27 protein-coding genes and 1 pseudogene are annotated in these 19931 nt (G+C 69.2%); 11 read left to right on the top strand and 17 right to left on the bottom strand.

Features of this window, described 5'->3' with window-relative positions; all coding sequences use genetic code 11:
* Positions 1-434 precede the first annotated feature (434 nt).
* The 3 genes from AC0IY1_RS15195 (at position 435) to AC0IY1_RS15185 (ending at position 4151) form a co-directional block, all read left to right on the top strand.
* Positions 435-2543, top strand: coding sequence for a TonB-dependent siderophore receptor (locus tag AC0IY1_RS15195; RefSeq protein ID WP_471770569.1), 2109 nt, complete (start codon positions 435-437; stop codon positions 2541-2543).
* A 65-nt stretch (positions 2544-2608) separates the two neighbouring features.
* Complete coding sequence (locus tag AC0IY1_RS15190) at positions 2609-3424, top strand: DJ-1/PfpI family protein (protein WP_471770567.1); 816 nt, start codon at positions 2609-2611, stop codon at positions 3422-3424.
* Positions 3425-3740: 316 nt separating this feature from the next.
* Positions 3741-4151 (top strand): EF-hand domain-containing protein, encoded by a 411-nt coding sequence (locus tag AC0IY1_RS15185; RefSeq protein ID WP_471770565.1) that lies wholly within the window; start codon positions 3741-3743, stop codon positions 4149-4151.
* Positions 4152-4239: 88 nt separating this feature from the next.
* Here the strand turns inward: AC0IY1_RS15185 and AC0IY1_RS15180 are convergent, their stop codons facing one another.
* Positions 4240-6774: a TonB-dependent receptor gene (locus AC0IY1_RS15180; protein WP_471770563.1), complete on the bottom strand. Its 2535-nt coding sequence runs from the start codon at positions 6772-6774 to the stop codon at positions 4240-4242.
* A gap of 476 nt (positions 6775-7250) precedes the next feature.
* Between AC0IY1_RS15180 and AC0IY1_RS15175 the strand changes: the two are divergent.
* Positions 7251-8152 (top strand): annotated as a pseudogene (locus tag AC0IY1_RS15175) (IS3-like element ISMra1 family transposase); the annotation flags it as partial.
* A gap of 32 nt (positions 8153-8184) precedes the next feature.
* On the opposite strand, the gene AC0IY1_RS15170 reads toward AC0IY1_RS15175, so the two are convergent.
* Both AC0IY1_RS15170 and AC0IY1_RS15165 read right to left on the bottom strand, forming a co-directional pair.
* A complete protein-coding gene (locus tag AC0IY1_RS15170; protein WP_471770561.1) occupies positions 8185-8385 on the bottom strand; it encodes a hypothetical protein in 201 nt (66 codons plus the stop codon).
* Between the two features lie 9 nt (positions 8386-8394).
* The gene (locus AC0IY1_RS15165; protein WP_471770559.1) at positions 8395-8535 is read right to left on the bottom strand and encodes a hypothetical protein; all 141 of its coding nucleotides are present in this window, start codon (positions 8533-8535) and stop codon (positions 8395-8397) included.
* A gap of 329 nt (positions 8536-8864) precedes the next feature.
* Between AC0IY1_RS15165 and AC0IY1_RS15160 the strand changes: the two genes are divergently transcribed.
* From AC0IY1_RS15160 to AC0IY1_RS15130, 7 genes are all read left to right on the top strand, one after another.
* A complete protein-coding gene (locus AC0IY1_RS15160) occupies positions 8865-9215 on the top strand; it encodes a hypothetical protein (RefSeq protein ID WP_471770557.1) in 351 nt (116 codons plus the stop codon).
* Positions 9216-9247: 32 nt separating this feature from the next.
* Positions 9248-9760: a hypothetical protein gene (locus AC0IY1_RS15155; RefSeq protein WP_471770555.1), complete on the top strand. Its 513-nt coding sequence runs from the start codon at positions 9248-9250 to the stop codon at positions 9758-9760.
* An 86-nt stretch (positions 9761-9846) separates the two neighbouring features.
* Positions 9847-11490, top strand: coding sequence for an AAA family ATPase (locus AC0IY1_RS15150; protein ID WP_471770554.1), 1644 nt, complete (start codon positions 9847-9849; stop codon positions 11488-11490).
* 10 nt (positions 11491-11500) lie between these two features.
* Positions 11501-11740: a hypothetical protein gene (locus AC0IY1_RS15145; protein ID WP_471770552.1), complete on the top strand. Its 240-nt coding sequence runs from the start codon at positions 11501-11503 to the stop codon at positions 11738-11740.
* On the top strand, positions 11730-11969 hold the full coding sequence (locus tag AC0IY1_RS15140) for a hypothetical protein (RefSeq protein ID WP_471770549.1): 240 nt from the start codon (positions 11730-11732) through the stop codon (positions 11967-11969). Before AC0IY1_RS15145 ends, AC0IY1_RS15140 begins: the two co-directional genes overlap by 11 nt.
* A gap of 14 nt (positions 11970-11983) precedes the next feature.
* The gene (locus AC0IY1_RS15135) at positions 11984-12313 is read left to right on the top strand and encodes a hypothetical protein (protein WP_471770548.1); all 330 of its coding nucleotides are present in this window, start codon (positions 11984-11986) and stop codon (positions 12311-12313) included.
* 13 nt (positions 12314-12326) lie between these two features.
* Positions 12327-12752, top strand: a complete 426-nt coding sequence (locus AC0IY1_RS15130) for a hypothetical protein (protein ID WP_471770546.1) — start codon at positions 12327-12329, stop codon at positions 12750-12752.
* Here AC0IY1_RS15130 and AC0IY1_RS15125 read toward each other — a convergent pair.
* From AC0IY1_RS15125 to AC0IY1_RS15060, 14 genes are all read right to left on the bottom strand, one after another.
* Positions 12749-13195 (bottom strand): hypothetical protein, encoded by a 447-nt coding sequence (locus tag AC0IY1_RS15125; RefSeq protein ID WP_471770544.1) that lies wholly within the window; start codon positions 13193-13195, stop codon positions 12749-12751. The two genes, AC0IY1_RS15130 and AC0IY1_RS15125, sit on opposite strands and share 4 nt — an antisense overlap.
* Before the next feature lie 100 nt (positions 13196-13295).
* Positions 13296-14129 (bottom strand): BRO family protein, encoded by an 834-nt coding sequence (locus AC0IY1_RS15120; protein WP_471770543.1) that lies wholly within the window; start codon positions 14127-14129, stop codon positions 13296-13298.
* Between the two features lie 134 nt (positions 14130-14263).
* Positions 14264-14497 carry a hypothetical protein gene (locus AC0IY1_RS15115; RefSeq protein ID WP_471770542.1) on the bottom strand — a complete coding sequence of 78 codons (234 nt, stop codon included), beginning with the start codon at positions 14495-14497 and terminating at the stop codon, positions 14264-14266.
* Positions 14484-14654 carry a hypothetical protein gene (locus AC0IY1_RS15110; RefSeq protein WP_471770540.1) on the bottom strand — a complete coding sequence of 57 codons (171 nt, stop codon included), beginning with the start codon at positions 14652-14654 and terminating at the stop codon, positions 14484-14486. Before AC0IY1_RS15110 ends, AC0IY1_RS15115 begins: the two co-directional genes overlap by 14 nt.
* The gene (locus tag AC0IY1_RS15105; RefSeq protein WP_471770539.1) at positions 14651-14830 is read right to left on the bottom strand and encodes a hypothetical protein; all 180 of its coding nucleotides are present in this window, start codon (positions 14828-14830) and stop codon (positions 14651-14653) included. The genes AC0IY1_RS15110 and AC0IY1_RS15105 overlap by 4 nt, the downstream gene beginning before the upstream one ends.
* Complete coding sequence (locus tag AC0IY1_RS15100; RefSeq protein ID WP_471770537.1) at positions 14827-15057, bottom strand: hypothetical protein; 231 nt, start codon at positions 15055-15057, stop codon at positions 14827-14829. Before AC0IY1_RS15100 ends, AC0IY1_RS15105 begins: the two co-directional genes overlap by 4 nt.
* Complete coding sequence (locus tag AC0IY1_RS15095) at positions 15054-15437, bottom strand: hypothetical protein (RefSeq protein WP_471770536.1); 384 nt, start codon at positions 15435-15437, stop codon at positions 15054-15056. The genes AC0IY1_RS15100 and AC0IY1_RS15095 overlap by 4 nt, the downstream gene beginning before the upstream one ends.
* The gene (locus AC0IY1_RS15090; protein ID WP_471770534.1) at positions 15430-15615 is read right to left on the bottom strand and encodes a hypothetical protein; all 186 of its coding nucleotides are present in this window, start codon (positions 15613-15615) and stop codon (positions 15430-15432) included. The genes AC0IY1_RS15095 and AC0IY1_RS15090 overlap by 8 nt, the downstream gene beginning before the upstream one ends.
* Before the next feature lies 1 nt (position 15616).
* Entirely contained in the window at positions 15617-16192 is a 576-nt protein-coding gene (locus tag AC0IY1_RS15085) for a lysozyme (protein ID WP_471770532.1), read from the bottom strand.
* Positions 16192-16425, bottom strand: a complete 234-nt coding sequence (locus tag AC0IY1_RS15080; protein ID WP_471770531.1) for a hypothetical protein — start codon at positions 16423-16425, stop codon at positions 16192-16194. Before AC0IY1_RS15080 ends, AC0IY1_RS15085 begins: the two co-directional genes overlap by 1 nt.
* Positions 16422-16769 carry a hypothetical protein gene (locus AC0IY1_RS15075; protein ID WP_471770529.1) on the bottom strand — a complete coding sequence of 116 codons (348 nt, stop codon included), beginning with the start codon at positions 16767-16769 and terminating at the stop codon, positions 16422-16424. The genes AC0IY1_RS15080 and AC0IY1_RS15075 overlap by 4 nt, the downstream gene beginning before the upstream one ends.
* Complete coding sequence (locus AC0IY1_RS15070) at positions 16766-17119, bottom strand: hypothetical protein (RefSeq protein WP_471770528.1); 354 nt, start codon at positions 17117-17119, stop codon at positions 16766-16768. Before AC0IY1_RS15070 ends, AC0IY1_RS15075 begins: the two co-directional genes overlap by 4 nt.
* 187 nt (positions 17120-17306) lie before the next feature.
* On the bottom strand, positions 17307-17597 hold the full coding sequence (locus AC0IY1_RS15065) for a hypothetical protein (protein WP_471770527.1): 291 nt from the start codon (positions 17595-17597) through the stop codon (positions 17307-17309).
* Positions 17598-17880: 283 nt separating this feature from the next.
* Positions 17881-19626 (bottom strand): hypothetical protein, encoded by a 1746-nt coding sequence (locus AC0IY1_RS15060; protein WP_471770526.1) that lies wholly within the window; start codon positions 19624-19626, stop codon positions 17881-17883.
* Positions 19627-19931: the final 305 nt, after the last annotated feature.

Here is a 19931-nt window from a genome sequence, read left to right as displayed (position 1 = left end):
GTATCGGGCCGGGGCGACGTCGGCTCGTCGGATCCCAGATCGACGCGCTTGGCGGGCGGCCATCGCGGTCACTGCGCTCTATGCGCTTGCCATGCAGGCTTTCCTTGGCGGCTTGCTTCCGGTCTCCCCCGGCGGGCCGTTGCATCGCCTCTGCCTGACGAGTGCCGATGCCGGAGACGAGGGGCCGTAAAGGCTGCCGACCGGCCATGGCCACTTGTCATGCTGCACGGCCGCCCACGCACAGCCAGCACTCGACGTGCCCCAGCTGTCGGTGACATCGTGGTCGTGGCTGTCACGCCCGGCCATCGGCGTGGCGTGGCGCGCCGAGGTCGTTCCCGTCCCTCGGGGGCCTCCGCGCACCCATGCCGCCGCGCGAGCGCCCCCCGTCGTCTGATTGATCCGTCCCCGATCATTCCAGACCACGGACCCATGCCATGTCTCGCATCCCAGGGGGTGGCCCTTGCGCCATCCTGCTCCTGACGCTGCTCGCCCGCACGTCGGCCCATGCCCAGTCCGACGTTACGCTCGGCGAGCTCAGCGTCGTCGGCGACCGCGGGGGAGGCGTGAGGGATGCCTTTGTCGATGGCTATACCCCCCTGCGGACCTCGACGGCGCTGAAGATCCCGTCCCCAATCCAGGACGTCCCCGTCTCCGTCCAGACCGTTCCCCGCGAGCTCATCCGGGACCGCGGCGCCATCACCGTCCGGCAGGCGATCGAGACGGTCAGCGGGGTCACGAGCAGCAACGCAATTCCGGGCTCGCAGTCCTTCCGCATCCGCGGCTTCAACGACGGCTTCTCCAACCTGCGCGACGGCTTTCGCGAGACCAGCAACCAGCAGGACGTTCAGGGCATCGAGCGCATCGAGGTGCTTAAGGGGCCCGCCTCGGTCCTCTACGCGGGCAACCTGGCCGCGGGCTGCGTGGTCAACATCGTGACCAAGGCGCCCGTCGACGTGAACTTCTCGAACGCCGCGATCACGGGTGGCAGCTTCGGCCTGTTCCGTCCCACCTTCGACGTAAACCGCGACCTCAGCGGCGACGGCAGCCTCGTTATGCGAGTGGACGGGGCCTACGAGCGCACCGACACGTTCCGCAACTTTGCCTACGGGGACAGCAAGTTCATCAACCCGAGCCTGCGCTGGCGCCCGACCGACCAGGATGAGGTCATCGTGCGTGCCCAGTACCTGCAGAGCAACTTCAGCTACGGCCCCTTCCAGTCCCCAATCTCGCGCGCGACCTTGCGCCTGCCATACGCCTTCAGCTTCTCGGACCCGAACCTGCGCGACAGCCATCGGAACGCCGAACGCATCAGCTACGACTGGGTACACAAGTTCGACGACACCCTGCGTTTCCGATCCGGGTTCAACGCGTCCGCGGTGAACTACGACATCGGAACCGATCGCTTCTCGACACTCCGATTCAATGCCGACGGCCGAACGGTGACCCGCGCCTTCGTGACGGGCCCCCAGCACTTGCGCGACTACGACTGGCGGAACGAGTTCTCCGGCACCGTCTTCACCGGTTCCGTCCGGCACGACTGGCTCGCGGGTGTAGAGACCTACTGGAGCTTTAACGACGCCATCAGCTACCAGGGCACGCTTCCCAATTTGAACGTCCTCGCCCCGGTCTACGGCGTGACACCAAGCGCGCTGCGGCTAGGTTCGAGCTCGCAGGGCGGCTTCACCAACGTCGCCGGCTACCTCCAGGACTTCGTCACCCTGACACCCCAGGTCCGGGTACTCCTCGGCGGGCGCTACGACGTGACCGACACAAACAATCTCAACCGGATCACCAACCGGACCGCCACCAATGCCGCCGACCGGTTCTCGCCGCGGATCGGCATCACCTACGAGCCCGTACCCTCGACCGCCTTGTTCGCGAACTGGGCCAACGGTTTCGTGCCGACGACGCAGACGACGGTCAGCGGTGCGCCCCTCGCGCCCAGCGCAAGCGAGCAGTTCGAGGTCGGCGTGAAGCAGCAGGCGTTTGGTGGACGCCTTTCCACCACCGTCGCGCTGTTCCAGCTGACCCGCACCAACGTGCCGACACCCGATCCCACCAACCTGCTCTTCAGCATCGCTACGGGCGAGCAGCAGAGCCGGGGCGTGGAGGTCGACGTAGCAGGCGAGATCCTGCCGGGCTGGAAGGGCGTGGCGAGCTATGCCTACACCTTCGCGGACGTCACCAAGGACAACCGCCTGCCGGTCGGCGACGAACTGGCAGGGGTGGCCAAGCACGCCGGACAGGTTTGGACCACCTACGAGTTCCCGATCGGATCGCTCCTGGACGGGGTCGGTCTCGGCGCCGGTGTGCGCGCCGAAACGAGCCGTGAGGCGACGCTGCCGAACACCTTCAAGCTGCCGGGCTACGTCCGGTTGGACGCGGCGGTCTGGTACCGCTTCGCCATCGAGGGCCGGCCGTTCCGGGCGCAGCTGAACGTCCAGAACCTCACGGACCGGCGCATCTACGACACGGACGGGGCCAACGTGCTGCGCCCGACCGTACCGCTCACCGTGCTCGCCTCTATCTCCGCCCAGTTCTGAACCGAGGATCCATCATGGCCCTGTCCACTCTTCAAGATGCGGGCGGTAAGCCGTCCTCCGACACGATGGCCCTCAACCGCCGTGCCTTCGCGGTGGGTGCGCTTGGCGGAGCGTTATTGAGTGGGTCCGGTGCCTTGGCACAGGCCCCGCCCCAGCCGCTGCCGCGCCCGCGCATGATGCAGCAATCCGAGACGCCGCCGCTCAAGGTCGCCATGCTGGTCTATCCCGGCATGATCGCGCTCGATCTCGTCGCGCCGCAGACGATCCTCCAGATCCTGAACTCGGACATCCACCTCGTCGGCGTGACGCGGGAGCCCGTCACGACGGACGTGAGCCTGCCGGTCACCCCGACCTGCGCCCTGGACGAATGCCCGCACGATCTCGACGTGCTGTTCGTCCCGGGCGGCCTGATGGGTTCGATTGCCTGCATGAAAAACCCGGCGCTGCTCGAATTCCTGGCCGACCGAGGCGCGCGCGCCCGCTACGTGACGAGCGTTTGCACGGGCGGCCTGGTGCTCGGCGCCGCCGGGCTCCTCCGCGGCTACCGCGCGACCGCCCACTGGGGCGTGGTCGACCTGCTGCCCATGATGGGCGCGATCAAGGCGGACACCCGCGTGGTTGAGGACCGCAACCGGGTGACCGGAGCCGGTGCCACCGCCGGTCTCGATTTCGGCTTGGCGCTCGCCGTCCTCCTCAGGGGACAGGAGGCGGCCGAGCGCATCCAACTTATCCTGGAGTACGAGCCCGAGCCGCCCTTTCACAAAGGCACGCCGACCCTCATGGGACCGGAGCGCATGGCGAAGGTACGCGCGGGCCGGGTTTGGATGGATGGACAGGCTCGCGAAGCAGCGCTCGCTGCCGCCCAGCGCCTGGGTATTTGAAACAGGCTCTTCCCTTAGGAAGTCGTGTCACCGCCGGTCCCGACGACAGCGCAGGACCGCGGAACGTCCGCTTCAAGGCCAGGACGGTCACAAGCAGACAGGTGACATTCCACCCAACCCGGTCGTAGAGCGGACGGACGGCTCCCGACCCGACCTTGTCGTTCCAGCCGCTCTTTGCTGCGTTCGGAAGCAGCCGTTCGCGGACTGGGCGTTATGCAGCTTCGACCTATCTTGGTTGCGCTACCAGAACTTCCGAGCTGCCGTTCTCCGGAGGGTAGTCCCAGTCAACGAACTATCCTGCCTTGGAGACACGACCATGAATTCACGCCTTTCCACCTCCCTCCTGATCCTTGCGGTGCTCGGTCTAACTCCGGCGGCCACCATCCTCGCAACCCCCGTCCTGGCTGCCTCAGGCGTCAGCGCTTTCGACACCGACAACGACAGCACCATTGACCTGAAGGAAGCGCAGACGGCTGCCAGCACCCTGTTCGACAAGCTGGAGCGCGATAACGACAACACGGTCGACACCAAGGAGCTTCAGGGCCGCGTCAGCAAGAAGGCCCTCAAGGCCGCTGATCCGGACAGTGACGGCACGCTCGACAAGACCGAGTTCCTCGCCCTTGTCGAGGCGCGCTTCAAGGCTGCCGATCCCGACAACGACGGCACCCTGGACGCCAAGGAGCTGAAGACGACTGCGGGCAAGGCGCTCCTCAAGCTCCTGAAGTGAAGCCCGTCGCCTCTATCCCACGGGAACGCTGAGGGTTGAGCCCGATCCGAGCTTTCCGGCTCGGATCGGGCTTTCAGCTGTGGGCACGTCAGAATTTGCGCACCAGCGGCTCTGCCATGGGGGTGGGTGCTTCCCCGAAGGTGTAGCGGATGCCGCCGTAGACGGAGAGCGGCTGAGCCAGCGTCGTCGTGCGCGGATCGTTGATCACGAAGTTGCCTGCAACCGGCCCCGGCTGCGTAAACGTACCGAACGTGGCGTAGCGGTTGTTGGTCAGGTTGGTCACATAGCCGAACAGCTCCAGGTTCGGGTTCACCCGGTAGCTCGTGGTGAGGTTCAGCACGTAGTACGGTGGCAGCTTGCGGTTGATGTTCGACTCGTCGCCGCGGAAGTAGGAGGACGAGTAGGCCTGCAGCGCCAGGCCAACACGCCAACGCGGCAGCACCTCGACGTCAAAGCCGGCCTTGAACTGGTGAGCTGGGATCAGCGGCACCTTGTTGCCGGGCGTGACGAAGATGGCCCCATCGTCAGAGAGCGGGTTGTTCGGCGAGGAGAGCGTGCCCGAGAACTGGAAGGTGGCATCGATCAGCGCGTAGTTCGCATAGACCGAGAGCCAGTCGGCCACGTACTCGGTGCCAACCTCGATGCCCTGACGGCGGGTGGCCGGTACGTTGATGAAGTAGCCGCGCGCCGCGTTGCCGGGGGTGGCGAGCTGGAGGATGTCGTTCGTCAGATCCGTGCGGAAGGCACCGATCTTGTAGTTCACCAGACCACCATCAAAGGCGTTCGGCAGGGTGCCGCGGAAGCCCACCTCGTAGGTCTGACCCGTCACCTGCTTCAGCGGCGGGTCGGCAACGAGCGAGTTCGGCAGCAGGCACGGCTGGTTCGGGTTGGCGCAGGCAAGCTCCAGCGGGGTCGGCGCGCGGTTCGACTCTGAGTAGCCGCCGTAGAGCGACAGGCCCGGGCTGAAGCGGTAGGTTAGGCCGGCCAGCGGGTTGATCTTGGTGAAGTAGTGCGTGCCATTCACGTCCGGCGAGAACCCGGTGAGGTCCTGCGTGGCGATGCGCGCGAAGTTGAGCCGGGCGCCTGCGGTCAACGACAAGGCATCGGTGAGGTCGATCGTGTCGGTGGTGTAGAGGCCCATGTAGAGGTTCGAGCCGCTCACCGAACTTGGCGCGATACCCAGTGCGGCTGCCGTTTGCAGGAAGGGTGTGCCGAGCCCAGGAATGGTGCCGTAGTTCGCGTTGAATGGGTTCGTGGTGACGCTGAGGTCGGGATTGATCACCCCCAGCGTGCTCGACGATTTGAAGCCGTAGTGCGCGACGTCGATTGAGCCGCCGACGACGAAGCTGTTGTTGAAGCCCAACACCTTGTCGCGGTTGGCCGCCTGAAGCGAGCCGCCGTAACCTTCCGCCTCGGTCCTGGTCGTGTCCACGGTGCCGTAGGGGACGCCTGCGGTGAAGGGGATGCCGTTGGCCGCCGTGCCACGTCCGAGGAGCAGGAACTGGTTGCGGAAGTCGCGCTGTGACTGACCGTCTGCGGCGCTGAAGCCGTCGTCCTGGTAGCAGAGCCGCCCACGGAAGCTCGAACGGGAGCTGCAGTTCTCGAAGTTGCCGGCGTTGCCATCGACGTAGCTCTGGCTGAAGCGCCGGTAATAGGCGTTGCCGGCGAGATCCCAGGTCGGCGAGAGATCGACGCGGCCGGTGAGCTGGAGTGTGCCAAGTTCGGTCGTGGTGGTCTGTGGGAAGGTGAAGATCGCTCGCGGATCCGCGTGAGTGAAGTCGACAGGCGTCGCGGCGGTGGCGCCGAAGTAGGTGCGCGCAAGCTGGCCGATGAGGTGGAACTCGGCATCCGGCGTGCGGTAGCCGAGGTCGCTGTAGACCCGGCCAATCGTGCTGGGGCTCTCATAGCGCCAGCCGCGGTCATTCAGCCCCTCACCCGCGAAGTAGAAGCTCCACGGCCCGATCACCTTGCCGTATTGGAGCGAACCGGCCACGCGACCGTCCGATCCGCCGAGCACGGTCACCTCGGTTCCCTGCCAGGTGAAGCCGTTCTTCATCTGGATGTTGATCGCGCCGCCCAGCGCGTTGAGGCCGAAGACGGGGTTGCCCGTGACAACGTCGATGCGGTTGATCGCGACCTGCGGGATCAAATCGAGATTGACGACATCGCCGAAGGCTTCGTTGATGCGCACACCGTTCTGGTAGACGGCCAGACCCTGGGGCACACCGGCCACGGGAGACGCCGTGAAGCCGCGGTAGTTGATGTCGACGCGCGTCGGGCTGCCCTGGGCATCGGAGATGTTGAGGCCTGGTACGCGCCGGGCCAGCGTCTCGACGGCGTTGAAGGTCGCCCGATCAAACTCCAGGTCGGCCCGCGTGACGGACTCAACCGTGCTGGGAATCTTATAGAGCGGCTGCGCACCCCCGCGTAGGCGCTCGACGACCGGCAACTGGAGGGCAGGAACCGTGGTCGCATCGAGGGCTGGCGCACCGCTCCCCCCCGAGGTCCCCACCGGCGTCGTCGCGACGACGCTGAGTTCCCCAAGCGTGACGGATTGCTGAGCCTGAGCGATGCCGGGCAGCAATGCCACCGAAGCAAAGAGACCGCCTCGCAGCGTCCGCATGTCCGTGTTCCCCCGTCGTTCTTGCCTTTGGGCATACGGCTAAGGCTGAACTTCGGACAGCCGTACGGGGGTGACGTGCTCGGAATTCTCAGTGCTGAGCGAGGGTTACCGGGCCAATTCTTCCCCTCGTGGCGATGCTGCAACAGACTGACGGTGTATCAGAAGCAGGGGTGGGATGAGGTGGCAAAACCAGTCGGGACGATGTGGCAATGCGCTGGGTGAGGGGTACGACGGAGGCCAACCAATCATCACTGGGCTACAACTGCTTCCCCGACATTCTGACCTGGAAGCGGACGTTCGCCAGCTGGACGTTATGGAACGCCTCAAGGCGTTCCATTGGAATGTGACGTTCAGGCAGAAACCCTGTGCTCACGACCTCTTAGAACGAAGCTCGCAGGTGACCCTGACCCAGCAAACTGGTCCGCGCTGAGCGCAAGTTTTTCGGGCATCCTGAACCCTGAAGGAGGGTGGATGCCATGCCTCGCAAACGCTTCACGAATGAACAGATCGCCTTCGCCCTGCGGCAGGCGGAGAACGGCGCCTCGGTGGACGAAGTTTGCCGGAAGATGGGCGTATCTGAGCCGACCTTTTATCGCTGGAAGAAGCAGTTCGTCGGCATGGGCGTGCCGGAGATCCGACGGCTCAAGCAGCTGGAGGACGAGAATGGTAAGCTCAAGCGGCTGGTCGCCGACCTGACGCTGGACCGCTCCATGCTGCAGGACGTCCTCAAACGAAAGTGGTGAGGCCCGCCGTTCGCCGTGAAGTCGCCGGTCACTTGCAGGTGGCCTACGACATCAGTGAGCGTCGGGCCTGCCAGGCCACCGGCTTCGGCCGTTCGTCCCAGCGTTACAGGAAGCGAGCCGACCCGCAGGTCGCTCTGCGGATGCGGTTGAAGGAGCTGGCCGCCGCACGGGTCCGCTACGGCTACCGGCGGCTGCACATCTTGCTGCGACGGGAGGGCTGGGAGGTGAACCACAAGCGCACCTACCGGATCTACCGAGACGAGGGGCTATCGATCCGGCCCAAGCTGCCCAAGCGCAAGCGAGCCTGGCGCTACCGTCAGGGGCGACCGGCGATCGGTGGGCCCAACGAGGTCTGGGCTATGGACTTCATGTCCGACCGCATCTTCGACGGACGTCCGTTCCGGATCTTGACCGTTGTCGATTGCCACACGCGAGAGGCGCTCTCACTCACACCGAGAGCCAACTTCCGCGCCTACCAAGTGACCGAGGCGCTCGACGCCTTGGTCAAGCTGAGGGGACGGCCCAAGAGCCTGCGGGTGGATAATGGACCGGAGTTCGCCGGGCGCATGCTTGACCAGTGGGCCTACCTGAACGGGGTCGAGATCGACTTCTCCCGACCGGGCAAGCCCACCGACAGGGATGGGCAGACCGCACCGCCAAGTGTTGCTCATGCCGCCCTCCGGACCATGGCGCGGGCCGCGTCCTGGTAGGTCTCGACGGTGTCCAGCGTGGAGGGCAACCCGAACAGCCTGCGGATCGCCCGGCACCAGTAGCCGCCCCCGTCCTCTCGGGCGTCCTGCCCGCGGGCGAGCTCGGCATGGAAGGCATGGATGTCCGGCCAGCCCATCCGGTCGATGGCGCGCTCCAACGCGGCGAGCTATGCGTCGGAGACCGCCTCCGTGCGAGCGCGGTCCCGGAGCGCAGCATGGGCCGCCTCGACCTCGCTCCACTCGCGCCGCGAGATGGCGGCCCCGAGCGCGCGTACGTGCCCCTCCATGTCCGTAGTCCGCCCGTTCATGCGAATCGCCTCCCGTTCCGCTCCGGAGGAGGCTCCCGCGAGGGGTCGCTATCCACAAGACAATCAGGCAGCCGGCTTGACCGGGCGGGAGGCGCTTACCTTCTGAGTTGTGCCGTCGTTGCGGCGGGCAGACCTCCGAACCGCGCCTACCATCGGGCGAGGTCTAATCTCCTCCCGCGTGCGGGAGGGCAAACTCAGGAGGACACCGTGTTCGTCGTGACCCTCCAAGACGCACTCGGGGCAACCGCCGTAACGCTCCTCGCGCTCGCGGCCCTTGGGTCGATGGCTTACCGCTCCCTGGCCCGCCGCTCACGGAACCGGGCGGCGCCTTGATCGCGCGCATCGCCGACAGTGACCTTGCCCAGCGCTTCCCCGCCTTGATCGCCTCCGACGCGGAGGTCTGGTCCGGCGAAGGCTGGCGCCCGCTCGTCGAGGACGCCCTCACGTCCCTGAAGGACCTCCCCGTTGTCGTCACGTCAGTCCGGGAACACTGCGCGGGCCTGAGGCTCGGCGTGCAGCCCCGGGACGCGTGGACCGACGCGACGATGGAGGCGGCCGGACGCATTGCCGAGGTCGCCCGGACGCGCAGCCGGGAGACCTGCGAGGCGTGCGGCGCGCCCGGTCGCCCGCGCGTCCCGGGCCCCGGGGTCCGTTGCGACGCGCACGCCGCGGACCGCTAGCGCCAAAGCCTGGGCGTGATATCCCGGGCGGCATGGACGTCATCCTTCAGCACATGGATCTCGAGCACTGGCCCTCACCCGAGGGCTGGACTGTCGTCGGGCGCGTCGGGCACCTGGCGCTCGCCTTTGACCCGGAGCGGCGCCCGTATCTGATCGGCGAAGGCGACCCGCAGCCGCTCGACCGGGACGCCACGAACGCGGCATTGGCGCCGGCCGTTGACGCCGCGGCGTCCAGGCTTTGGCCAGGCGGTTGGACTATGGCTCTCGGTGAGGTCTTCGGCATCAACCGTCGGAACCTGCAGCCCGAGCGCCTCGCCCGCGGGGGGCTGCCCCCGGCGGTGCTTCAGGCACTCGCCCGCATGTCTAGCCACGACGACGCCGAGGGGATGGGCTGGCTTATGGTCGCGCTCGCCCGCTACGCGGACACCCACGCCGAGCAATCGCTACACTTCGTCGACCGCGTCGAGGAGGCCTTGGAAGCCGCCCAAAATGCTGCTGAGGGGCTCCGGCTCGCCCGCCGTGGAAAACCGCTCCGGCCTGAATAGGGCAACCATTCTTTAACGGGTTACCCCTCATACCGAGGAGATGCGCATGAGAGGCAAGGGTCTCTCTCGCATACGGAGTGAAGCCGATGAAGAACCGCTCTTTCGAGGCGGCCGCCGCCGTCGTGCGCGCCGAGATGCTCGCCGCCGAACGCGCCGCCCAATCCCGCCCCATTGATCACGTCCATACCCTCGAAGAGCTCCTACACGGGGCCGAGGTGCCCGACGTGCTGTCCGAGGCCAAGCGCTGGGCGACGAAGATCCTGGCCGAGCCCCGCGTCTGGCAGATGCACCCGGTCATGGCCAACTCGTTCGACGAGCTGGCGTTGGAGCCGGACGCCGGCCTGATCGAGATCGTCATGAACGGCTGCCACATGGTCGCCGGCGAGAAGCCGAAGGGCAGCCTGAAGCTCCAGCATCACGCCTGGGCCACCCAGGCCGCAGCCTACCTGATGATCCTCGGCGACCTGCGCGGCGCACAGAACCTCCTCTGCCAAGTGCGCGAGTTGCTGACGACGGTCGGGCATACGTCGCTCGGCTTCTACCAGACCACGGTGACGCTCTACGAGGCGCTCGCCGTGATCTCCGAGGGCGGCCGGGATCCCGAGAAGCCGCGCCCCCGGCTCCCCGCCCGCCTCAAGGCCGCGCACGAGCTCGCGATGATCTCGGAGGTCGTCCTGCTGCACGAGGCGGCGACGGCGGCCCCGAGCGACGAGGACCCCGCGGGATTCCTGCGCCCCTCGGGCCCCGAGGACGACGACGTCCCGGACATCGACGTCCTCGACCTGGAGCGGACGTACCCAGCCCCGCTGCGCCAGACGCGGCGCCCGGCCCGGAAGGTCTACGCCGAGCCGGCGCGGCCGGCGCCGAAGGACAGCCCGGCCATGCGCCCGCTTGTCTCCGGGAGTCTGGACCATCTCGGGAAGGGTCCGATGGCGGCCTACGCCCGGAGCGCCAAGGCGCCGCTGACGTCGGTCGCGGTGCCCGACCTCGCCGAGGTCCGCGAGCGGCTCGTCGAGAACCGGCCTTGGGCCGCGGAGGAGATCCGCCGCCTCCTCGCGCCGCTGGCGGGCCGGGACCGGATGGTCATGCCCGCCACGGCAATCATCGGCCCGCAGGGCTCCGGCAAGACGGAGTTCGCTGTAGACCTCTGCGAGGCGGTCGGCCTGCCCACGACCCTGATGCCGTGCGGCGGAAACGGGGATGGGGCGTCCTTCGGAGGCACGAGCCGGATGTACAGCACCGCCCGAGTTTCGGTGCCGGCCCAACTCATGCTCTCGGCCGGCAGCGCGACGGTCGCCCTGGTGATGGATGAGCTCGACAAGATCGCCACGAGCGACCTCAACGGCTCGCTGGCCGCGGCGCTCCTCGCGATGACCGAGCCCTCCCGGCGGCACGCTTACCGGGACCCGGGCCTGGAGGCCGACACCGACCTGTCGGGCCTGTCCGTCGTTGTCACGGCCAACCGCCGCGAGCCGCTCGCCGGCCCCCTTTTGGACCGACTGGTCTGCGTGGCCTGGCCCTCTCCGCGCCGACAGGACCTCCCGGTCGTCGCGAGGGGCATCATGCGGGCGATCCGCCGGGAGACCGGGACGGACGTCTCGTGGGCGCCTGCCTTGGATCGCTCGGAGCTCCGTGCGCTGGAGGGCTGGCGCGGGGGCAGCATGCGTCCGCTCCGCCGGGCCATCGAGCGCCTGGTGGCGCTCCGGTCCGACCCGAAGCTGGCGAACTAAGGAGGGCGTTATGCAGCATCGCAAGCCGCCCCATCCCGCCGGCTCGGCCATCGTCGAGATGTTCCAGGGGTTCCTCCGGGACGCGGCCTCGAAGGGCCACGTCTCGGCAATGTCCGCCTCCGTCGGGGACAGCCACTTGGAGGCCCTGCAGGCAGCCGTCCGATACGGGGCGCTCGCTCCGGAGGACGCCGCCGCGCAGGCCGCCGAAGCCTTCCTCCACGCCAAGGGGGAGCTCGTCCATGCGCGATGAGACCCTGACCGGCATCAGGGTCCGCATCCGCGGGCTCTACGCCGCCCGGACGGTCTGCGGGCTGCTCGCCATCGGGTGCGTCCTGCGCCTGGATCGCATCATTCGCCTCCGGGCGTCCGGCCGCTTCGGCGAGGAGGAGGCCCTGCGCCTCGCGTTGGAGACGGAAGCCGTGGCGCTGATGTTCCGGCCACTCCCGTCGCTCGGACCCTGCTGCCTCATCTCGCTCTGAGGCCGCTCATACCAGTGGAAGCGTACTGGCATCGGCGGAAGCTTCTCTTCAGCGTCCGCCGGGGCGGCCTCGTCGTCGCCCACGTGCCTACCCTGACTCTCGCAGGGTGCACCTTCCGGGCATCGGAAGCCGGGCGGCTACGGTGCCTCCGGGGCGCACGGGACGTCCATGCCGTCGTGGTTGGCGACCCCTCCGAGGCGTCCCGTACCGAGGACGCGGTCCGCGTCGGGTACCGCCTAAGCGAACCCGGCTTCCGGCGCCGAGACACCGGCGAAATCATCACCCGCGCCACCTTCGTCTGGCTCGAAGCCGACGGCAGCGCGTGGGCCTTCAACCCCTTCTAAAGGACCTCGAAGAATGCGCCTGTTGATCCTTGCCCTCGCCGTCGCCTTTCCTTCCGTCGCGGCTGCGGGCGACCTCTGGCCCACGTTTGACAGCGGCTGGCAGTACGTCCTGAAGGAGCCCGCCGGTCCCGGCCGAGAGCGCTACGGCATCGTGGACGCGGAGCCTCGACACTCGGCGCGGTGGGCCGTCAGGGTCGAGTGCGGCGTCCGCGACACGCGCACCGGGCGCGTCCTCCAGCGCGTCGTCGGCACCGGCGAGAGCACAAGGGGACGAGCCCCGGGCTTCGGGGGGCGCTGGGACCTGCCGGACGGTAGGTGCGGGAACTTCGTTGTGAGCCAGGATCGCGTTCGGCCTGAGAACCTGCGCCTCGCTGGCGAGATGGTCGGCGTCGACATGTGCCCCTGGCGCGGCGTCGGCGACCTCTCGTCCGGGGACTAGGCGGCCGGCGTCGCCGCGGCCTCGGCCTGTGCGGCACGGAACGCGGCCCGCCCCTGCTCGGCGGCCCGGCGCTTGATCGCCTGGAGACGTGCGAGCACATCGTCCGCGAGGTCCTGCTCCCCGGCCGCGGCCAGCACATCGGCCGCCGTCCGCAGGGCCCACTCCCGGGCCCAAGCCATCGTCCGCCCGCTCGGGCGGCCCTCGCCATTGCGCCACCGACGGATGGTACGGGGGCCCTCGCCTAGGTGCTCGGAGACCTTGCCCTCCCAGAGCTTGCCATGCACCGCGGTGCCGATGCGGGCGAGAGCCTCGTAGGAGGGCTCCTCCTCCAGGGCGGGGCCGCCGTTGCCGGTGGGAGCGGCCGGCGCCGGGTTCGCGGCGAGCCAGTCCTCCAAGTGGATCTGGTCGGGATGGGGCTCGAAGGGGCTGAGGCTGTCGGCCACGCGGGCCTCCTGAATTCGAGGGGCGCGGGGCCGGCCGCGCTGGATGCGGGCCGGCCCATCGGTAGCGAAGGCGGTCTGGTTACGGATTAGGCGCGCGGGATCAGATGCCCGGCAGGCTGGCCTGGGACGGTGCCGGCGGCGGCTTCACGCCGAGGAGCCGGGCGTAGTGGACGACGCCCTTGCCGGTGATGCGGGTCATTGGCCGGGGCTTGCCGCCGTAGGGCTCCCACCGGACCGTCATGAGTCCCCGGTCGATCAGCACCTGCTTGGCGCAGAGGCTCCCCGCGCGGCGGTAGATGTCGCCCCGGCCGAGGAGCCAGTTCACGAAGCCGTTGGGGGACTGCCCGAGCGCCTTGCCCGCCTGCTGCAGGCCGAAGGTATCGTCGGTCTCGACGAATGCCTGTTGGAAGGCGACCGCGGGAACCGCGGGCTCGACCCGCTCCTGCAGCGCGAGGTTCGCGGTGGCGTAGTGCCCGATGAGCTCCAGCGCCATGGCGGGATTGCGCATCAGGTCCATCAGCGCGGCGCCCTGGGCGGGGGCCGGGGTGCCGTAGCCGCCGGTGCGGCGGATCGCGGGCAGGACCTCGCCGGTGACCCAGCGTCGGAACCGGTGCGCCACGCTGCCGACGGTCGTCGCGGTGCGGCTCCGCAGGACCATGGTGTAGAGGCCGCTCTCGGAGACGACGAGCAGGGACTGGAGCCCGCCGGGGGTCGGGATTGAAGCCCGACCCTTTTCGTCCTCGTCCAGCTTGGCGACGGCGTCGGACACGTCGCGGAGCTCGATGGCATCGCACACGTCCGCGGCGACGAAGCGGGGCTCGCCGGCCAGGGTCACCACGCGGACGGGGTGGCCGTCGAAGAAGAAGGTGGATGCGGGTACCGGGGGCGCGACTGGCGCCGGCAGGGTGTTATGGTGGAAGGCAGCTTCTGACACGGGCTCGATCCGGTCTGGAGTGAGGTCCTCGGCGCGGTGTCTCACCACCGGCCGGGGGCCGACCCTTCAGCGGGCTGCACGCGATTAAAGCGATTCGCTAACCATACCGCCAGGCCTCCGCCGACTTTCCGGCGCTAGGGCTTGACGCCGAGGCCGTCGCCTGAGCCGAACCCCCTCGAGCCCCGAGGGCGGTCCTGCCCGAGGGCGGCCGCGGCGAGGACTACGTAGACCGCCAGGTAGGCCGCGTCGGTCTCGTCCGCTGGATTTCCGGCCATGACGTGCCGGGCAGCCCGGAGCGCGTCCCCGGCGAACAGGCCCGCTTCCTCGTCCAGGGACAGTGCCCGGCGGCAGGGATCAGCCCCGGACACGGGCGGCCTCCTCGGCATCGAGGGCGGCCAGGGCGCGCTCCAGGGTCCCCTCCAGGTGAGCGGGAAGCGGGCGATCCGGCGGGAGCTCCATGCTCCAGCGTCGGCTGCGCACAAGCTGGCGGGCGGCCCGGATGACGGCGCGGGATGCCTTGCTCATGGGTGCCTCCGGCGATGCCGGGTGACCGCGCCCCGGGCAGCATCGGCGACGACATCCCGGGCGGGGGCCGCGGCGACGGTCTCGCCCCGGAGCGCGCGATAGACCTCCGAGCCAACCGTCTGCGCCGGGGCGGCCGCCATGCAGTAGAGCGCGACGACGGCGGCCGGGCCGTTCACCGGACCGCCTCCACCAAGCCGCGGACGCGACCGAGCTTACCCGCGCAGTCGGCGTGGGCGTCTGCGAGGTCGACGACGTAGCCGGCCACGTCGCGCCGGGTCCCGCCCGTCGGGGGCATGGGACGCGAGGCGCATCGCAGCAGGCTCGCCGGCACGGAGAGGGCCGGCTTGTCGTGGCAGCCGGCGAGCGGCAAGGCGGCCGCGGCGGCGAGGAGCAGGTGCCTCATAGCCGGAGACCTTCCAGGGCGTCGTGCAGCACCGGGGCGACCGGGCCGTCGTCGGAGGCCGGGGCCCGGCGTATGCGGGCATGGGCCCCGGCCGATGCCTTGGCGCGTCGCACCCTCTCGGCAGCGTCGGCTTCCAGGGCCTCGATGGCGGCGGCCTTGCCCGCGGCGTCAGCCTTCGCGGCCGCAGCCTCAGCCCGGGCGCCGGCGAGCTCGTCCCTGATCCGGGACACGTAGGCCGCCCCGGCGAGGGTGACGGCCACTAGCGCGACCGGCAAGGCGAGCCGGGGCGCGTAGACCAGCCCCACAACGGTGGACAGGACCGCGACGAGGGCCGCGACGCCGAGCGGGCTCCAGAGCAGGGCAGCCGCCGAGTCAAGCATAGAGGGCGACCTGTTCTGCGACCCAGACCTGGAGGTCCTCGCTGCGCTGGCGCATGGCCGGGTCTCCGGATGCGATCCATTTCGCCGCGATGGCCAGGTCGGTGTCGAAGCCCTCGCGCTCCCATGAGGTCATCGAAGGCTTGGCGTCCGGCGCTGCGGCGGCGGTGCAGGTGTTCATCTCAGATCCCCTTCAGGCAGAGGGCGCGCTCGCGCTGGCGCCGGGCAGTCAGGCCGGGGACCATGCGGCCGCCGGCGCGATTGAATCTGAGGACGGCGTCGCAGGCCCCGGCCCGGTCCCCGGCGTTCCAGAGGCGGACCACGGTGCTCTTGCAGAAGGCGCCGGAACCGATGTTGTAGGCGAGGTCGAGGAAGGCGACGTAGGCCGCGTCCGGGACGGGCGCCTTGATGCAGCGCTCGACCGAGGTGTCGGCGAACTCGCCCAGCGCCTTCGCGAGCATGGCGTCGCACTCGGCCTTGGTGAACCGCATGCCGAGCTGCACGCCCCGGGTCTCGCCGTAGCAGACCGTCGGCAGGTCCCGGGCGAGCCGATCCTTGTAGGCCACTAGCTTCAGGCCCTCGTTCGGGCCGGTGAAGTTGACGGCCTGGGTCGCGACGCCCGTGGTCATGCCGCCGGCGACGAGGGCCGCCAGGATGCGGTTGCGGGCCATGGCCGTCCCGGCGGGCTTGGCCGCGGCGCGGGCGGCGGGGGGACGGGCGGCGGGCGCCTTCCGACGCAGGAATGCGAGCAGGCCCATCAGGACTGGTCCCCGGAGAGCGCCGAGTTGGCGAGGAAGGGCAGGACGAGCGCCGCCAGCGACACGGCGGTCGTGGCGACCGCGAACGGGATCGGGCCGAACGGCGGATCGGACGCCAGGCAGGCCTTGCCGGCTTGGAGCGCGGAGAAGACGAACCCGGCACCCGACAGCCAGACCACCCGGCTGTGCCGGGCGATGCGCTTCTGGTGGGGGGCGAGCCGGGGGCGCCTCACGGGTGCGCCCTCCGACCGGGACGGGGCAGCGGCGGCCGGGACGGGGGCACGCCTCCGCCACCGTCCTCATCGTCCCGGAGCGACCGGCGGAGGATCTCGCCGTGCTCGTGCAGCGCCCGCGTCAGGTCGGTGCCGGTCCGGACGAGGGTGAAGCCGAGGTCGCGGTCAGCCGGACCGAGCCCGATTCGGGGAAGGTACGGCGCAGCCTCGACGGGCCGGCGGGCCTCCTTGATGCGGGACAGGACATAGGTGCCCCTGGCGAGCAGGCCGCCGACGGCAACCGTGCCGATGGCCTTGAGGGCGTCCGCCGGAAGGGTGGTGAGGGTCACGAGCCAGTCGATCAACGGGCTGCCCTCCGGACGATGGCGGCGCGCTGGTCGTTGCGACCCTGGTCCCACAGCGCCCGGAAGGCGCAGTAGGTGTCGACGAAGCAGAGGACGCCGTAGGCTCCGCAGCCGGTGTTCACGCCGGGGTAGCCGTCCCTCCAGAGCAGGCAGGTGACCCAGCCCCAGAGCAGGGCGCCGGCCGTGGCCGTGGCGAACCGTATGACGGGCGAGTGCCGCTTCGAGCCATTCACCCAGAGGCCGAGCATGCGCATCAGGGCGACGCAGAGCAGGGCCATGCCCCACGTGCCCTCAGGGGCGATCGCGCCGAACTGGTAGAAGGTGGGCCGCGAGAAGGTCGGCCCCGGCATAGCAGGGCGATGGCGACGCCAAGGCAGACCAGCGCGCCGACCCATTCGGCCTCGCGGCGTTCGTGATGCCCGTTGAATGGGAGGTAGCGGTGCACGGGACGGGCCTCGGTGGGCCGCCGACGCGGGGCCGGGATGCCCAACGGTGCGCGCCCGCCCGTGGCCAGTTCCAGGCCACGCCAGGGGCGGCTTAGGCGCCCCGCATCAGGACCGTCACGACGCGGTCACCGGAGAGGACAAGCCCGACGCGCCCGACGACGACACCGCGAGCCCCGTAGCGGGGGCCGGAGTAGCCATAGAACGCCAGCCGGTGCCAGATGCCGTCGAGGTCGTAGCCGAGACCGTGGAGCGCCTCGATGGCCCCCTGTCCGTCAGGCCCTCCAGGACCGGCTCCAGGCCCATGACGCGGTCGGCGAACCGGCGGACGGCGTGCTGCGTAGGCCTGGCGCGGTAGCCGCAGGAGCGGTCGTGCGAGGCGCATGCCGGCGCCGGGGACGGGTCGGCGGGCGGGGCGACGGCGAGGGCGAGGGACACGGCAGGGCTCCTGAGGGAAGGTCAGGAGAGGGTGCGCGCGTCGGGGCCGGGACGGGAGAGAGGCGGTGCCAGGTCGTGCCCCTCGCGGTCCCTGCCGGAGGGAACCTGAACGAAGACGCCCCGCGCGGCGAGGCCAGCGCGAGGCGTCTCACACCTGTGGTGCAGGGGCCCGTCTCAGGACGCCAACACTCTACCGTGACCGCGAGGGACCCACAACGGGGGAGGCAGGATCAAGCGGCCTCGGCAGAGGGTGGCAGGGAGCGGGCCAGAGAGGCCAGACCAGAGGGACGCGGAACGGGTCCGGAGGCGGCGACGGGGGCCTCGGCACGGAGCTCGTCCCGCAGGGCGGCGTGGAAGGCTGGGAAGGGAGGCGGCCGGCGGGAAGGGGAGAGAGCCACGGCTACGGCACGGAGGCGACCCCGGGACGGGGGGAGAGGCACGACGGCTCGGAAGGCACCCACGGTCCCAGAGAGGGTTGTCCCGGCCCCCGGCGGGAAGGTCTCTCCCGGCTCCGCCAGGGTGTCTTCCCCGGTCCCAGGGACGGTTACACAGGTCTCCGGCGGCAAGGCCTCTCCCGGCTCCGCCAGAGAGGCTCCCACGGCCCCAGGGAGGGTAGCCCCGGTCTCCGGCGAGAAGGTCTCTCCCGGCTCCGCCCGGGACGACCCGGGAAGAGAGAGGGGAGCACTATGTAAGATGGATTGGATCGAAGTTTCTGAGAACGTTGACTTAACGGCGGCGATGGTCTCGTCGAGAACAGAGGCCATGACGCCCTCGACGAACCCGCCGTTCGACGCCGGCACCATGAAGGAATCGTGTACCGGCAGGCAGGCGACCTTAGCCTTCCGGCAGGCCTTCATGACCTTGCCCGCCATGGTGCTATCGATGGCCATGAGCCTCACCCCGGCGTCGGACCCGAACATGTGGGCGACGCGGGGGTTCGCCTCCTTGATGGCGTCGAGGATGCGGGCCGTCTGCCGGTAGCCGTACCGCCAGACCGGCTTTCCGTCGTCGCCCTTCTCGTTGCGCTTCTTCATCAAGCCGCCGATTGCCAGCGACGTCGTCGGTGCGTTCAGGTAGGTGTTGAAGGCGAGCTTGCCTGCGGGCCGCGGCCAGTAGCCGGTCGTGTAGGGGTCGTGCGCGAGGGTGTGCCCACACATCGCGTACACCAGCGTCGGGTGCAGCCAGTGGAAGTCGGGCTCCACGATGATCTCGCCGTTGATCAGTAGCTCAGTCCTGCGAGCCTTCGGGAGGCCCTGCCAGTGCCCGTAGTAGCGGCCGTGGAGGTCGAAGGTCCCGCGAGAGAAGATACGGACGACGAAGGGCTTGGGCGTCGGCAGCGTGCAGGCCCATGTTTCCGAGCCGTCGGCGCGCACCTTCCGGGCGCGAAGGTGATAGTCGGAGCGTGCCCAGTTGGCCGGGTCGGCGGCGGGGTCGACCGTCAGGCGGATGCCGGCCAGGCCGGCGTTGACCTCGTCGACCCCGCGCCGGAGCCGGTGCACGCGGTCGGTCCGCGGCAGGGCCATAGGACGGTCGTCCAGATCCTTGAGGATGATGGGCGAGGTCGGACCGACGTGGGCCAACTTCAAGCCCCGCAGGGTCTCGGCCATCTGCTCGGTCGCCCAGAATGCCGACTGCAGCCGGTCCCGCTCCTCCGGGGCAAGATGTGCGCCCTGCTCGGCCTTGAAGTGGTGGATGTGACCAGCGACGTCGAGCGCGTCAACGAACGGCACGAGCCGGTCGTACGACATGGGCGAGCCCTCGTAGCGCGCCTCAGTATAGAAGTTCCGGTTTCGGCTGTAGCTGATGCGACGACCCTGGCCATCGTGCTCGATCAGCGCCGCGGCGATGACGGAGGCCTGGACGGCCCGGTCGGCGGCGGTACGGCCCGGCTGCATGTCGAGCATCTCCATGGCGGCCTGGTCGGCCCGCCACACGTAGGACAGGGGGGTGTCGTCCCCCTGCACGAAACGGCTCATGATGACAGATCCCCGAGACGGTCATGTCGGCTCGCCGGGGCACCACACCCGACGCGACAGCGACCATGCTCACCTGCGGGAAGGCCAGTGACCAGAGGCGCTTAGCCGTCGCCCGCACCGAGCCCATGCCGCCCATGGAGCGGTTCCCCATGGGGGTAGGGAGAGGGGTCTGGCCCCATGAAAAACGGGAAATGAGCCATGGGACGGCCATGACTTTGAGCGCCGGGTCATATTTCTCATTCCTCATCTTCAGACCGCTTGGCGACCCTCCCTGAACCTCGGACTTTATTTTCGGGGTGGCTTCG

This window comes from Methylobacterium sp. AC690 (assembly GCF_979256535.1).
Note: the sequence above shows the minus strand (reverse complement) of the source record. Positions and strands in the feature narration are given on the sequence as shown.

Bases quoted from the DNA above. Each gene is read 5' to 3' on its own strand.
- AC0IY1_RS15195 (WP_471770569.1), top strand. From the start codon at position 435: ATGTCTCGCATCCCAGGGGGTGGCCCTTGCGCCATCCTGCTCCTGACG.
- AC0IY1_RS15190 (WP_471770567.1), top strand. From the start codon at position 2,609: ATGGCCCTCAACCGCCGTGCCTTCGCGGTGGGTGCGCTTGGCGGAGCG.
- AC0IY1_RS15185 (WP_471770565.1), top strand. From the start codon at position 3,741: ATGAATTCACGCCTTTCCACCTCCCTCCTGATCCTTGCGGTGCTCGGT.
- AC0IY1_RS15180 (WP_471770563.1), bottom strand. From the start codon at position 6,774: ATGCGGACGCTGCGAGGCGGTCTCTTTGCTTCGGTGGCATTGCTGCCC.
- AC0IY1_RS15165 (WP_471770559.1), bottom strand. From the start codon at position 8,535: ATGAACGGGCGGACTACGGACATGGAGGGGCACGTACGCGCGCTCGGG.
- AC0IY1_RS15155 (WP_471770555.1), top strand. From the start codon at position 9,248: ATGGACGTCATCCTTCAGCACATGGATCTCGAGCACTGGCCCTCACCC.
- AC0IY1_RS15150 (WP_471770554.1), top strand. From the start codon at position 9,847: ATGAAGAACCGCTCTTTCGAGGCGGCCGCCGCCGTCGTGCGCGCCGAG.
- AC0IY1_RS15145 (WP_471770552.1), top strand. From the start codon at position 11,501: ATGCAGCATCGCAAGCCGCCCCATCCCGCCGGCTCGGCCATCGTCGAG.
- AC0IY1_RS15140 (WP_471770549.1), top strand. From the start codon at position 11,730: ATGCGCGATGAGACCCTGACCGGCATCAGGGTCCGCATCCGCGGGCTC.
- AC0IY1_RS15130 (WP_471770546.1), top strand. From the start codon at position 12,327: ATGCGCCTGTTGATCCTTGCCCTCGCCGTCGCCTTTCCTTCCGTCGCG.
- AC0IY1_RS15110 (WP_471770540.1), bottom strand. From the start codon at position 14,654: ATGAGCAAGGCATCCCGCGCCGTCATCCGGGCCGCCCGCCAGCTTGTG.
- AC0IY1_RS15100 (WP_471770537.1), bottom strand. From the start codon at position 15,057: ATGAGGCACCTGCTCCTCGCCGCCGCGGCCGCCTTGCCGCTCGCCGGC.
- AC0IY1_RS15095 (WP_471770536.1), bottom strand. From the start codon at position 15,437: ATGCTTGACTCGGCGGCTGCCCTGCTCTGGAGCCCGCTCGGCGTCGCG.
- AC0IY1_RS15090 (WP_471770534.1), bottom strand. From the start codon at position 15,615: ATGAACACCTGCACCGCCGCCGCAGCGCCGGACGCCAAGCCTTCGATG.
- AC0IY1_RS15085 (WP_471770532.1), bottom strand. From the start codon at position 16,192: ATGGGCCTGCTCGCATTCCTGCGTCGGAAGGCGCCCGCCGCCCGTCCC.
- AC0IY1_RS15070 (WP_471770528.1), bottom strand. From the start codon at position 17,119: ATGCCGGGGCCGACCTTCTCGCGGCCCACCTTCTACCAGTTCGGCGCG.
- AC0IY1_RS15065 (WP_471770527.1), bottom strand. From the start codon at position 17,597: ATGCGCCTCGCACGACCGCTCCTGCGGCTACCGCGCCAGGCCTACGCA.
- AC0IY1_RS15060 (WP_471770526.1), bottom strand. From the start codon at position 19,626: ATGAGCCGTTTCGTGCAGGGGGACGACACCCCCCTGTCCTACGTGTGG.